The sequence below is a fragment of the Leeuwenhoekiella sp. NPDC079379 genome, assembly GCF_044542075.1.
Lineage (GTDB): Bacteria > Bacteroidota > Bacteroidia > Flavobacteriales > Flavobacteriaceae > Leeuwenhoekiella.
In genome coordinates, this window is record NZ_JBITTU010000006.1 from 147,264 (window position 1) to 160,717 (window position 13,454).

At 34.9% G+C, this 13,454-nt stretch carries 16 protein-coding genes; 9 read left to right on the forward strand and 7 right to left on the reverse strand.

The window, feature by feature from the left end; translation table 11 throughout:
- Window positions 1-2: 2 nt before the first annotated feature.
- The 4 genes from ACIGAM_RS12480 to ACIGAM_RS12495 form a co-directional block, all read right to left on the reverse strand.
- Window positions 3-503, reverse strand: coding sequence for a DUF4168 domain-containing protein (locus tag ACIGAM_RS12480; RefSeq protein ID WP_396511772.1), 501 nt, complete (start codon window positions 501-503; stop codon window positions 3-5).
- A 202-nt stretch (window positions 504-705) separates the two neighbouring features.
- Window positions 706-1,881: a peptidylprolyl isomerase gene (locus ACIGAM_RS12485; protein ID WP_396511773.1), complete on the reverse strand. Its 1,176-nt coding sequence runs from the start codon at window positions 1,879-1,881 to the stop codon at window positions 706-708.
- Between the two features lie 2 nt (window positions 1,882-1,883).
- Window positions 1,884-2,438, reverse strand: a complete 555-nt coding sequence (gldI, locus tag ACIGAM_RS12490) for a gliding motility-associated peptidyl-prolyl isomerase GldI (protein ID WP_396511774.1) — start codon at window positions 2,436-2,438, stop codon at window positions 1,884-1,886.
- Window positions 2,431-3,447: a bifunctional oligoribonuclease/PAP phosphatase NrnA gene (locus ACIGAM_RS12495; protein ID WP_396511775.1), complete on the reverse strand. Its 1,017-nt coding sequence runs from the start codon at window positions 3,445-3,447 to the stop codon at window positions 2,431-2,433. Before ACIGAM_RS12495 ends, gldI begins: the two co-directional genes overlap by 8 nt.
- 118 nt (window positions 3,448-3,565) lie before the next feature.
- On the opposite strand from ACIGAM_RS12495, the gene ACIGAM_RS12500 reads away from it, so the two are divergent.
- Window positions 3,566-4,549: an alkaline phosphatase D family protein gene (locus ACIGAM_RS12500; RefSeq protein WP_396511776.1), complete on the forward strand. Its 984-nt coding sequence runs from the start codon at window positions 3,566-3,568 to the stop codon at window positions 4,547-4,549.
- 112 nt (window positions 4,550-4,661) lie between these two features.
- On the forward strand, window positions 4,662-5,081 hold the full coding sequence (locus tag ACIGAM_RS12505; protein ID WP_396511777.1) for a nucleoside-diphosphate kinase: 420 nt from the start codon (window positions 4,662-4,664) through the stop codon (window positions 5,079-5,081).
- Window positions 5,082-5,145: 64 nt separating this feature from the next.
- Here ACIGAM_RS12505 and ACIGAM_RS12510 read toward each other — a convergent pair whose 3' ends face one another.
- From ACIGAM_RS12510 to recF, 3 genes are read right to left on the reverse strand one after another with little or no spacing between them, the layout of a single operon-like run.
- Window positions 5,146-5,442 carry a DUF721 domain-containing protein gene (locus ACIGAM_RS12510; protein ID WP_396511778.1) on the reverse strand — a complete coding sequence of 99 codons (297 nt, stop codon included), beginning with the start codon at window positions 5,440-5,442 and terminating at the stop codon, window positions 5,146-5,148.
- A complete protein-coding gene (locus ACIGAM_RS12515) occupies window positions 5,442-5,864 on the reverse strand; it encodes a lipocalin family protein (protein WP_396511779.1) in 423 nt (140 codons plus the stop codon). The genes ACIGAM_RS12510 and ACIGAM_RS12515 overlap by 1 nt, the downstream gene beginning before the upstream one ends.
- Entirely contained in the window at window positions 5,861-6,940 is a 1,080-nt protein-coding gene (recF, locus tag ACIGAM_RS12520; RefSeq protein WP_396511780.1) for a DNA replication/repair protein RecF, read from the reverse strand. The genes ACIGAM_RS12515 and recF overlap by 4 nt, the downstream gene beginning before the upstream one ends.
- A 152-nt stretch (window positions 6,941-7,092) precedes the next feature.
- On the opposite strand from recF, the gene ACIGAM_RS12525 reads away from it, so the two are divergent.
- The 7 genes from ACIGAM_RS12525 (at window position 7,093) to ACIGAM_RS12555 (ending at window position 13,450) form a co-directional block, all read left to right on the forward strand.
- A complete protein-coding gene (locus tag ACIGAM_RS12525; RefSeq protein WP_396511781.1) occupies window positions 7,093-7,857 on the forward strand; it encodes a tol-pal system YbgF family protein in 765 nt (254 codons plus the stop codon).
- Between the two features lie 12 nt (window positions 7,858-7,869).
- Window positions 7,870-8,361, forward strand: a complete 492-nt coding sequence (gene ribH, locus ACIGAM_RS12530) for a 6,7-dimethyl-8-ribityllumazine synthase (protein ID WP_396511782.1) — start codon at window positions 7,870-7,872, stop codon at window positions 8,359-8,361.
- 193 nt (window positions 8,362-8,554) lie between these two features.
- Entirely contained in the window at window positions 8,555-8,836 is a 282-nt protein-coding gene (locus tag ACIGAM_RS12535) for a riboflavin synthase subunit beta (protein WP_396511783.1), read from the forward strand.
- Window positions 8,837-8,839: 3 nt separating this feature from the next.
- Window positions 8,840-10,723 (forward strand): DNA mismatch repair endonuclease MutL, encoded by a 1,884-nt coding sequence (mutL, locus tag ACIGAM_RS12540; RefSeq protein ID WP_396511784.1) that lies wholly within the window; start codon window positions 8,840-8,842, stop codon window positions 10,721-10,723.
- A 41-nt stretch (window positions 10,724-10,764) separates the two neighbouring features.
- Complete coding sequence (locus tag ACIGAM_RS12545; protein ID WP_396511785.1) at window positions 10,765-11,532, forward strand: rhomboid family intramembrane serine protease; 768 nt, start codon at window positions 10,765-10,767, stop codon at window positions 11,530-11,532.
- Between the two features lie 2 nt (window positions 11,533-11,534).
- On the forward strand, window positions 11,535-12,425 hold the full coding sequence (locus ACIGAM_RS12550) for a rhomboid family intramembrane serine protease (protein ID WP_396511786.1): 891 nt from the start codon (window positions 11,535-11,537) through the stop codon (window positions 12,423-12,425).
- Window positions 12,425-13,450 (forward strand): endonuclease/exonuclease/phosphatase family protein, encoded by a 1,026-nt coding sequence (locus ACIGAM_RS12555; protein WP_396511787.1) that lies wholly within the window; start codon window positions 12,425-12,427, stop codon window positions 13,448-13,450. The genes ACIGAM_RS12550 and ACIGAM_RS12555 overlap by 1 nt, the downstream gene beginning before the upstream one ends.
- Window positions 13,451-13,454: the final 4 nt, after the last annotated feature.

The following is a 13,454-nucleotide window of genomic DNA, read 5'->3' on the forward strand; positions in this document are numbered from 1 at the left end:
TTTTAGCCTTGGGTTTGACTTTTCATCATTATTTCCTGAAATTTTTGCTGAAGTGCTTTATCATTTTGAAGAGCAACAGCAACAGCTTTGTAGGTTTCCATAGTTAAGCCGTGATCCTTAATAATTGCAACCATTTTAGATTCTAGTTTTGGTTGCATACTCTTTATTTCGGTAACTACAGCTGCGTGTTGTTCTAATTCTTCCTTAGACGCATCTACCGTAGTTTTAGGATCCATTTTAGATTTTTGAATTTCATTAAAGCGATCTATTTCTAAACCTTCATTTTTAATGATTCCCATCATCTCTTGTTGGGCTACTTTGTTTTCTTCCTGTACTTCTATAAACGCACCAGCAAACTTAGTAAGTTCTGCAGTAGTTATTTTTGATTGAGTTTGCGTGGTTGACTGGTTAGGTACTACTTGCGCTCTTGCAATAAAGTTTACACCACCTATTAAAGCACCCGTGAGTGCTAACGCAATTATATCTTTTTTAAATGTAATCATTATGTTTCTTTTTTAAATGAAGTTTAATGTTAGGAAAGAAACATACCATAGCCGTTATTTTAAGAAAGAGATTGTTATTTTTTACAACAGCTTAACATAATATCGAGCAAATGTTAATACTATCTTTAAAGAATAAAAAAAATGTCTGTTGTGATATCACAACAGACATTTATAATGCTTCAATTCAGGATAAATTTAGAATTTAGTCTTCTTGCGCTCGGTCATCTAGAAGCTCCACTTCAAATACCAGATTTGTACGCGGCGGTATTATACGATACCCGCGTTCTCCATATCCTAAATGATAGGGAATAAACAACGTTGCTTTATCTCCATAATTTAATTGCTGAATACCTTCTTTAAAACCGGCTATCATTTGTGCTTCGGGACCGTATGGGATTTCTACAGGAACATACATATTTTCTTTAGGTCGTGTTTGAATACCCCATTCATCTGCGCACGCTTGAATATTACTGTCAAAAAGTTCGCCGTCTGAAAAATAACCCGCATAGTTAACTTTAACTTTTTGAGAACGTTTTGGTTTCTCATCAGAACCTTTTTCGGTTATAAATAGTGCGAGACCACTTTCTAGTGTGTCTGCTTTTTTACGTAGTTCTTCAAATAAATCTTTCTTTTCGTCTTTTAATTTTTGTTTTTCAGCTAAGGCATCTTCTTTTTCTTGAGCCTTTTTTTCAATCTCTTCAGTAAAAACTTCCGGGGCTTCAAAATGACGAGCTTCGGCACCTTTTCTAATGATTTTGACAGACTGTATGGTTACCTTACCTTTTGGTTTCCCAGAGCGAGCGTCAAGCATTTCGGTTTCAGTTATTTTCTTTAAAACATCAAAACCAGAAATTAATTGACCAAAAACCGTATGACAACCAATTTGTGGATTCTTACAATTTTTGAGATTATCTTCAGCATCATAACCATCTAAGTGTGGTGTAGGAGCATCTGTGATAAAAAACTGACTACCATTTGTACCGTATCCAGAATTTGCCATAGAAAGCACACCTATTGTATCGTGCTTTAACTCTGGGCTAAACTCATCGTGAAATTTGTAACCTGGTCCGCCGCTACCATTGCCTTTAGGATCGCCTCCTTGTATAATAAAACCTTTCATTATGCGATGAAAAGTAAGATTATCATAAAAGGGTTTGCCTTTGTAAATAGAATCTGCAAGCGGATTATTACCTTCTGATAGGGAAACAAAATTAGCAACTGTAGCAGGCGCTGCCTTATAAAATAAGTTGATAACCATGGTGCCTTTGTTAGTTACAACTTCGGCATAAAGACCATTTTCTAAGTCAGGGTACTTATCATCTGCGCATGATACAATCGCAAATAAAATCATGAATGCAAGAAAAGGTGCTTTTTTCATAATTAGTTTTCCGTATTATTTCTTTTTACTTGAGTGAGATAAACTTTTGTTTGTATAGGTAAATTAGAGCCTATTATATCTTCAAAACCATAATATCCAAAGGCCTTATGTGATGGTAATAGAAAAGTGACTACATCACCTTCCTGCATTAATTTTAAACCATCTTTAAGTCCTGAAATGAGATCTTGATTACTTTGTTCTATTTGATAGGTCTGCTCGCCTAAATCATCTTTAGAAACTATAGGATTGCCATCAAGGGTGTTTATCTCGTACTTAAATGTAACGACATCTCCAGTTTTGGGTTTAATTAAATCTGTAGTGTCTTTAACGTTATAAAAATACCAAAACCCTTTATCAGAAGAAAAATACTCGTTTTCGGGATTAGCTTCCATAACTAGTTTAATGGCATCTTCCTGAGCTTTATTCATTTTCTTATTGCGCTCAATTGATAGATCTACATAAGAGCCAGAAGATTGGCTCACCGGTCTTCTTGCTTCTGGAGTTTTACAAGCTGAAACAAGGACTAAGAGTACAACGAGCAGGTTGAATTTATTCATGTAACGCTTCTTTATATTGAGGTAATATACTAATAAAATAGGCAACTGTATCGGCTAAGGAAAGATCACTTTTACCACCTGCTGCATTTGTGTGACCACCTCCCTGAAAATGAGAACGTGACATCTCGTTAACTGAAAAATCTCCTTTAGAGCGCAATGAGATTTTAATTATTCCTTCCTGTTTATTCTCTATGAAAATAAGAGCAATTTTGATAGAATCTAATGATAACCCGTAATTTACAAAACCTTCGGTATCTCCTTTTTGATAATTATGTTCATCAAGTTCTTCCTGAGACAAGGTGATATAGGCCGCATTATAATCTGGTAATACACGTAAATTAGTAAGAGCGGTGCCTAGTAACTGCATTCTTGAGTAATTGTTTGCATCGTAAATTTGCTCGTGTATAAAAGCATTGTCAGCACCTTTTTCTATTAAACTGGCAATTACTTTATGAGTTAAAGCAGATGTAGATCTAAATCTAAAAGAACCTGTATCTGTCATTATTCCGGTATAAAGACACGTGGCAATATCGGGATCTATTAGATCTAAGCCATCAAGCATTTCTATGGTGTGATATACCATCTGGCATGTAGCACAAACAGTAACATCACTATAGGTTACAACAGCATAATCATCAGGTTGTTGATGATGATCTATCATTACAAACTTAGCACTGGCATTACGCAATGCATTTTCCATATCGCCTACTCTGGATAGTGAGTTAAAATCAAGAGTAAATATTAAATCAGCTTCCTTGATAAGTCTTAGCGCCTGTTGATTTTGAAGATCGTATTTAATTACAGAATCTTCAAATGGAAGCCATTTTAAAAATTTTGGATAATCGTTAGGACTTACCACGGTCGCGTTATGACCTTTTTTAATAAGAAATTGATATAGGCCTAAAGTTGAGCCCATTGCATCACCATCTGGATTTTTGTGAGGTATAATTACAATGTTTTTTGGGGTATCTAATAGATCTTTGAGAAGTAGTAATTCTGAATTTTTCATAGGAGGCGAATATACGATTTCATGATATAGGGTTAATATGGGAAAATGTAATTTTGAACTTCAAAATTTATTAAAAATGGTATTAAGTACTCAAAAGAGACTATTAATCAGTTTTTGTTTGACATTTCTGACATTCTTTACAAACGCTCAGGAAACCACCTACACATCAGATTTCACAATTGCCTTTGGTTCTTGCAATCGGGTAGATTTACCTAATCCGTTCTGGGAGGGTATTGCCTCTAAAGATCCAGATGTTTTTATATGGGGAGGAGATGTTATTTATGCAGATACCGATAATATGAAGAAGATGGAAGCGATGTATTCTAAACAAAAGAATAACGATGCTTATAAGTCATTTGCTGCCCACACTGAAATTTTAGGAACCTGGGATGATCACGACTACGGTATAAATGATGGTGGAGCAGAATATAGTAAAAAGCAATCGAGCCAAAAGCTGTTTCTAGATTTTCTTAATGTCCCTAAAGATTCAGAAATAAGAAATAAAGAAGGCGTATATATGTCTAAGGATTATCAGTTGGGTGATAAGTTGATTAAGATTATCGTTTTAGACACCCGTTATTTTAGAACAGAATTGACAGATGACAGAAAATCTGGTAAGCGTTATATACCTAATGAGAATGGAGAAGGAACCGTTTTAGGAGCAGAGCAATGGCTATGGCTTACTGAACAACTAAATCAACAATCAGACTATTGTATTGTCATGAGTAGTATTCAGTTTCTGAGTGCAGAGCACGGTTTTGAAACCTGGGGAAATTTTCCTTCAGAAATTGAACGTTTTGAAAATTTAGTAAAAAATGCAAATGCTCAACGTGTTGTTCTTTTAAGCGGAGACAGGCATATTTCAGAATTTTCTAGAAAAATTATTGAAGGGGTAGATTACCCGCTTATCGATTTTACCTCAAGTGGATTGACGCATTCTTATACTTCTTACAGTGGAGAACCTAATCACTATAGGGTAGGGGATGTAATTAGCGTACCCAGTTATGGGTTACTTACTATCAACCTTGATAATGACGTCATTAACTTTAAAATTATGGGCGTAAATAATCAGATTTTAGGTGAATTAAGTCAGGATTATTAATTCTTAATTAAGGAACTAAAATTTCTAATTAAAAGAATTACTTTTGCAGCGATTTTAAAAACAAAAAAATCAATTGGTTCATAGCATGCTAATTGATACAAAACAAAACAAAATGGCAACAAACAGAACGTTTACCATGATTAAGCCAGATGGCGTTGAGAATGGACACATTGGTGCAATATTAGAAAAAATTACAGCTTCAGGTTTTCGCATAGTAGCGTTAAAAATGACGCAAATGACTACTACAGATGCAGAAGCATTTTATGAAGTACATAATGAGCGTCCGTTTTTTGGAGAACTTGTAGAATTTATGACAAGAGGTCCTATCGTCGCGGCTATTTTAGAGAAAGAAAATGCAGTTGAAGACTTTAGAACTCTTATAGGTGCTACTAATCCTGCAGATGCTGCAGAAGGTACTATAAGAAAATTATATGCTACCTCAATGGGTGAAAATGCTGTTCACGGTAGTGACAGTGATGAGAACGCAGCTATTGAAGGTGCTTTTCACTTTTCAGGAAGAGAAAAGTTTTAGTCAGTTAATGACTTCATATAAAAAGAGCGGCAATTGCCGCTCTTTTTTTGTTTTAATTTAAGTGCTATCTTAAAACAATAGACTTAATAACTTCCTTACCTAATTCTTCGTTGAGGTTACGTATGATTTTCTCTTTGCCATAACCCAATTCTTCTCGCAATACAGACGAACTTAATTGTACAAATAATCTATCATTATCAAGTTTTATCTGAGACGTGTATTTTGAAATTGCCGGTCCCATTATATCCCGCCAGGCATCTGCTACATTGACTTTATCTATGCCGGTTTGTAAATTGTTTTTTTCAACAAACGATCCTAGTACATCTCGTATTGATTTTGGATCTGCGTCTCGTTTTGCCATTAGTCTGTAATATCTATTTTTTCAAATTTATGATACGTGTAAATTAATCCGCGATCATTTTTAAGTTGTAATTCATTGCCATCTGCTTTTAAGACAGTTTCTGACCAGGTGTCAAAAGGTGTAGTATAGTTTAGATACAAAGAATCATTCTTAACTTTAGCAACTATATTTTCTTTAGAATCTGTGGTGACAAAGGTACCATCTATACGCGGCAAAACCTTAGTTCTAAAACCTAATGTATCTTTTAATTCTATAAAATCTACTTGCTCGTTAAATTTATAGTCGGTGGTTTTTCCATTGGTGTTTTCAACCTGTTTAATTTCCCAATATCCGTTTAAATTTTTAAGTTGCTCTTCAGGTTTATTTTCGGCGCAGCTTAAAAGAACAAAGAAAAGGCTGAGCGATGCTAAATAGATTTTCAAAGTTTAAATATTTTATAGGTTTGGTGAATTTCCTTTATGATTTCTTCGGTGCGATCTGCGTGCGTATCGCTAATAAACAACTGCCCAAAGTTATCATCATTTACGAGATCTATTATCTGAGTTACTCTATTTTCATCTAATTTATCAAATATATCATCTAGTAACAATAACGGAGTTGTATTACTTTGTGATTTTATAAAATCAAACTGTGCCAGTTTGAGAGCTATGAGATATGATTTTTGCTGACCCTGGCTACCAAATTTTTTAATAGGATGACCTTCTATTTTGAAGCTCAAATCATCGCGATGTGTGCCTACTGTTGTGTACTGAAGCGCACGGTCTTTTGCAAGATTTTCTTCAAAAAGAGTTTCTAATGAAGCATCTATTAATTGGCTTTTATATTTAAGTTTTACCTCTTCTTTACCGCCACTAATAGCAGCGTAGCGTTCTTTAAATATAGGCGTAAAAGCCTCTAGAAAAGCACTTCTTTTTTCAAAGAGTATAGCTCCCAGACTGGTCATCTGCTCATTATAAATACTTAGCGTGTCTTTATTGAATGTATGATTGGCATTAAAGTATTTAAGAAGGGCATTACGTTGTGCTAACGTTTTATTGTATTTAATTAGTGTATCGAGATATTTACTATCGCTTTGGGCAATAACACCATCCATAAACTTACGACGCGTCTCACTACCTTCAATAATTAAATCTCGGTCTGCAGGAGATATAATAACAAGCGGTAAAAATCCTATATGGTCTGAGAAGCGCTCGTAAATTTTGCCATTACGTTTAATTACTTTTTTTTGACCGCGTTTTGCGCTTACGATTACTTTCTCTCCCCGCTCTTGTTTTTCATAGCTGCCATCAATTACAAAGAAATCTGCATCGTGATTAATGTTTTGAGTGGTAATGGGGTTAAAGTAGCTCTTGCCAAAGGATAAATGGTAGATAGCATCGAGCACATTTGTTTTTCCCACACCGTTATTTCCCACAAAACAGTTAATTTTTTTGTCGAGTGTGAAAGACGCAGTTTCAAAATTTTTATAGTTAATAAGCGAAAGTGCTTTTAGAATCATAGCGTACAAGCCAATTTTTTAAACCCTAATTCATTGATAAATAGCATATTGAATTAAAGTGTTTTCATATGCAAATTATTGAAAAATAACAAAACAATACCCTGTTAATATTGAATAAAAATTTTATTTTTGCGCCCAACAAAAGTTTAAGAATGGCCACATATCAAAAAAGGGGTTACAAACCTAAGACCAAGGAAGAAGTAGAAGAAGTTGTGCAAGAAGAAAGTACAACAGCTGAAGTATTCTCATCGCTAGATGAAGGTGCATCGCGTACTGAAGCATGGGTCGAAAAGAATCAAAAACCTATTTTTATAGGGATAGCTGTTATCGTTATCGCTGTTTTAGGTTACTTAGGTTATGAGAAATTTATTCAAGAGCCTAAAGAGTTAGAGGCGTCTAATGAGATGTATCAGGCTCAGAATTATTTTAACGAGGCTGTTTCTGGTAGTGTTGCTAAAGATTCTCTTTTTACGCTTTCTCTTAATGGAGGTGAAGGTAAATATGGTTTCTTAGATATTATAGATAATTATTCAGGTACTAAAGCGGGTAATCTTGCACATTATTATGCAGGTATGGCGTATTTAAACACAAATAAGTATCAAGAGGCTATAGATCAACTTGAAGATTTTGACAGTGATGATATGATGCTTGGACCATTGGCAAAAGGATCTATTGGAGATGCATTTATGCAGTTAGATCAACCGGAAGAGGCGCTTTCTTTTTACAAAAAAGCTGCAGATTTAAAAGCAAATGATTTTACAACTCCTCGTTTCTTATTAAAAGCTGCTACTGTAGCATTATCTTTAGGTAAGAATGACGATGCTGTAACGTATTTAAATAGAATTAAAGAAGATTATAGTGAGTCTGCAGCGGCTCAGGAAGTACCTTTATATTTAGGTATGGCTAAAGCAGAATAAAAAAATTAAAGTATGGCTACAACAGACTTGTCTGTTTATGATAAATCAACAATCCCAAATTCGAAAAACTTTCGGTTTGGGATTGTTGTTTCTGAATGGAATCATGATATAACACAGGGTTTATTTCAAGGTGCTTTTGATACCTTTTTAGACTGTGGTGTTCTCAAAGAAAATATTGTACGCTGGGATGTTCCCGGTAGTTTTGAGCTTATTTACGGATGTAAAAAAATGCAGCAAAGCTATGATATGTTAGACGCTGTAATTGCTATAGGTAGTGTAATACAGGGTCAAACAAAGCATTTTGATTTTGTTTGTGATGGGGTAACTCAAGGGATTAAAGACCTTAACATACAAAGCGATATTCCGGTTATATTTTGTGTCCTTACAGATAACACAATGCAACAAGCTATAGATCGTAGTGGTGGTCAACATGGTAATAAGGGCGTTGAGGCCGCAGTTGCAGCTATAAAAATGGCTCAGCTACGCAAAGACGCTACCTTTTAAATAAAAGTGTTTGATTCACTTTTGATTTCATCATTCTAGACTAAAGAACTATTGGTTTTGTAAACTTTGAAACGAGCTCGTAATTGTTAAAATTACGAGCTCGTTTTTACTGTTGGAATACTTTTTGCTCCCATTTAAATGCAGGTGGGTATCGCCTTTACTTCATTTATTGTAAATTTGAATTTTAGAAATTATGGGAATTTTAAAAGCACGGAAAAACAAAAAGTACAGTTACAGTCCTCGTTACTACGAAGGCAGTTCAACTCCATTTAAGCTAGAGTCAAAGTTTGATAAATACCGTAAGGCTACATTAGAAACTAAAGGTCTTAAAGGTAAGTTTACCACAGCCTGGGACGACTTTAGATATAATAATGATAAACGCGCAAATAGAACAACTATATTAATTTTAGCTGTTCTTATTATGGTTTTTTTATTTATTATAGACTTTGATCTAAGCATCTTTACGCAATTTTAATAAATGTCTGATATCATTAAGCTTTTACCAGATCACGTAGCAAATCAAATCGCTGCGGGTGAAGTCGTACAACGGCCGGCTTCTGTAGTAAAAGAATTATTAGAAAATGCCATCGATGCAGGGGCAAGTCAAATTAAGTTACTCGTTAAAGATGCCGGTAGAACGCTGGTTCAGGTTATAGATGACGGCAATGGGATGAGTACGACAGATGCACGTCTTAGCTTTGAACGTCACGCGACATCAAAAATTAATTCTGCAGATGATCTTTTTGCATTATGTACAAAAGGTTTTAGAGGAGAAGCACTTGCTTCTATTGCTGCCGTAGCTCACGTTGAGCTTAAGACAAAAACCGAAAATGAAGAAGTAGGTACCCGTATAGAAATGGAAGGTAGTACCTTAAAAGTACAGGAGGTTTGTGCTACCGTAAAAGGAACTTCAATTGCCGTAAAAAACTTATTCTACAATATTCCCGCAAGGCGCAATTTTTTAAAATCTGATAATGTTGAATTACGTCACGTTATTGACGAATTTCAGCGTGTAGCTCTAGCTCACGAAGGGATAGGTTTTATAATGTATCACAATGAAAACGAACTTTTCAATCTTCCGAGAGCAAATAAACGGCAGCGTATTGTGGCCATTTTTGGTGGAAAAACTAATGAAAAGCTGGTTCCTGTAATTGAAGATACTGAGATTGTCGGTATAGACGGTTTTATTATTAAACCAGAATTTTCTAAAAAAACAAAGGGCGAACAGTTTTTCTTTGTGAACGATCGATTTATTAAACACCCTTATTTAAATCATTCGGTAAATGCTGCTTTTGATGGTTTATTGCCAGACCGTTCCCGGGCGAGTTATTTCATCTATTTACAAGTAGACCCTAAAACTATTGATATAAATATTCACCCCACTAAGACAGAGGTGAAATTTGAAGATGAGCATGCCATCTATAACTTATTGCGCGCTGCAGTAAAGCATAGTTTAGGGCAATTTAATATCGCGCCCGTTTTAGATTTTAATAGAGAGTCTAATATGGATACGCCTTATTCCTACAAAGATAAGGCAGTACAAGCCCCACGGGTAGAAGTAGACCGCAATTTTAATCCCTTTGAAACCGTTACTGCTAGTCGTAGTTATGCTGGTACTCAAAATAACTATGAAAAACCTAATTCTAAAGGTTGGGAAAATATGTACGCCGGCCTGGATAAGCGCAATTCTGAATCTTCATTTAGTTCTTTACAAATTGAAGATGAGCCTGAGGCAGAATCCTTATTTGTAGAGCACGAGAGTAAAGGGTTTGGCGAGACTAAGCAAACCGATAAGGATGCTGCAAATACCTACCAGATACATAATAAATATGTCGTTAGCGCCATTAAAAGTGGAATGCTCGTTATAGATCAACACCGTGCACATCAACGGGTTTTGTATGAAGAATTTCTACGGAATATTACAGTTAAAGAATCTGTGAGCCAGCAATTGTTGTTTCCGCTTAGACTTGATTATTCAAATGCAGAATTAGTGATTTTTGGTTCGTTGAAAGAATCCTTAGAAAATACAGGTTTTGTGCTTGATTTCCCGGAAGATGGTGTTCTCGAAGTTTCCGGTATACCGGCAAGTATTCAAGAAAGTGAAGTTTCAATTGTATTAGAGCAGTTATTGAGCGATGTCGAGCAGGAAGTGCCTAATGCTGGCTTTAGTCAGACCGATGTTTTGGCAAAAAGTATGGCAAAGAGTATGGCAGTTAAAACCGGAGAAAAATTAGATGACTTATCTAGGGAGCATTTAGTAAATAAGCTGTTTGCCTGTACAGAGCCTACGCTATCACCATTTTATAAAAAAACCTTTATTACGCTTACTGTCGATGAACTTGATCGTAAATTTAACGCATAATTAAAAACGCCTAAAAGCGTTACTAAAACAAACCTGATTAGATGGGTAAAATCACCGAAACTGTAAAAGTACTTTTAATCGTAAATGTAATCTTCTTCTTAGGAACAAAGTTCTTGTTTCCTCAAGCATTAGATCTATTTGCTTTATGGTTTCCTGCAAATTCAAATTTTGAATACTGGCAGCCGCTTACACATATGTTTATGCACGATCAAAGCAGCATTTTTCATATACTTTTTAATATGTATGCGTTGTATGCTTTTGGAGGACCGGTAGAGCAAGCTTTGGGTAAAACAAAATTTATATTCTTTTATTTTTCAGCAGGATTAGGTGCTGCTTTGATTCATACCTTAGTTGGCTACTATCATTATCAGTCTGGCTATAATGCGTTATTAGAAGCAGGTGTAAGCCCCTCAGATATATCTCAAATACTTGAAAAAGCTTTTGCCAGTATTCAGCAAACTGGGCAGTACTCGTATCCAGATATAGGAGAACCTGATAAAATAAGAGGTATGATTGAAGCATTCTCAACTTCTGCAGTAGGTGCTTCTGGTGCTATTTATGGTGTCTTAGTAGCTTTTGGGATGTTATTTCCTAATGCTGAATTATTCCTAATCTTTTTACCTATTCCCATAAAGGCCAAATTCTTCATACCTGCTCTTATTTTATTAGATTTATTTTCGGGAGTGACCGGTTTTTCTTTATTTGGTCAGAATATTGCAAACTTCGCCCACATTGGTGGAGCGCTATTTGGTTTTATAATGATGTGGTATTGGAAAAAGAATAGTTTTAATGACAAACGCTGGTATTAATTATGTCTGGAACAAGCTTAAGTTATCAGTTTAAAACAGCTTCTATAGTCGTTAAACTTATCGTAATCAATGTTTTGATATGGGTAGGTTTTATGCTTCTTGAATGGATTTTAAATTCAGGAAACATAATTACACAATGGTTGAGCTTGCCTACAGATTTAAGTAGGTTAATTATACAGCCATGGTCGTTGTTAACCTATGCTTTCTTGCATGGTGGTTTCTGGCATATTTTCTGGAATATGCTTATTCTTTATTGGTTTGGACAAATTGTTCTTAATCTATTTACAGAAAAACGTTTCTTAACAATTTATCTTTTAGGGGCACTAGCAGGGGGAGTTTTTTTTGTTATTTCTTATAATTTATTTCCTGTACTTATACAATCAACTGCATACCTGGTAGGAGCAAGTGCAGCAGTGCGAGCAATTATGATTTTTATTGCCACGTATACACCTAATACAGAATTACGTATTATTTTCTTTAATGTAAAGCTTTGGCATATAGGTGTTTTTGTAATTCTAACAGACCTAATACAAATTCCATCATCAGATAATGCAGGAGGTTTACTGGCTCACGTGGGTGGTGCTATTTTTGGTTTTGTCTATGCACAGCAACTGGGTAAAGGTAATGATATAGGTCTCTGGTGGGAACGTTTTGCTGATATGGTAGTTGGTTACTTTAAATCAAGGCCTAAGAGTGAGAAGAAAGCAAAAATGAAAACCGTTTACCGTAATAAAAGCGCAAACTCTTCTGCTGCTTTCGGTTCAAAATCAATGTCAAAGACTGAAAAGCAAATACGTATTGATACGATTTTAGATAAAATAAGTAAGAGTGGCTACGACAGCTTATCTAAAGAAGATAAAGACTTTTTATTTAAAGCCGGAAAAGACTCCTAATGAAAAAACTCGGACTCTGGAATAAGATTGTTTTTTTTATAAATAGTCTTTTTGCGATAGCCTTATTAATAGGATACGCTTTACCTTATTTTCCGCCAAAAATATTTCCGCCGGTTTCAGTATTAACACTTATCATTCCGGTACTTTTGACAATTAATGGGATTTTTGTACTCTATTGGTTGTTGCTATTTAAACGTCAATTTTTACTTTCAGGTTTAATACTTGTGTTATGGCTTTTTATAGGAACTTCGCTGTTTAATTTCGGTTCTGGAGTAAAGATTAAAGAGGTTATAGAAGCTGAAAACCACCTGAGTTTTTTTAGTTATAATGTACATGTTTTTAGTAGTGAGAACTATACTAAAGAAGAGATAAAGGAAGGGCTGAAAGCGCTTATAGAGAGGAATGCACCAGATATTATGACATTTCAAGAATTTTCAAAAAATAGAGATCCTGAATTTCAAGGATACCCATACTCTTATTTTGGAGAGAATGGTACACGTAATTTTGGACAAAAAATCTATTCTAAATATCCTATAGTTAATAAGGGTTCTCTAAATTTCACCAGTACTTTTAACAATGCAATTTTTGTAGATATCGTTAAGGCAAAAGATACAATACGCATTTACAATATGCATATGCAAACCCTAACACTTACTCCAGAGTTGAATGCTTTAGAACAAGAAAATACAAAATCACTGGTGGGCAGGTTAGGCAGAGCATTTAAGAAGCAGCAAGAACAAACTAACGTTTTTCTAGAACATCAGCGTAACTGTAGTTACAAAACTATTGTTGCTGGCGATTTTAATAACACGGCTTTTTCCTACACGTATAATAAATTACGAGGTTCTAGATTAGATGCATTTGAAGAAAAGGGGAGTGGCTTTGGTCGCACCTTTATTTTTGACATAATACCATTACGTATAGATTTTATTCTACCCGATTCTAGTTTTGAAGTAAAAGCCTTTGAAAATTTTGATGTCAATTATTCAGATCATTTTCCTATAATGGCTGTTATAGCGCTTTAAAAAA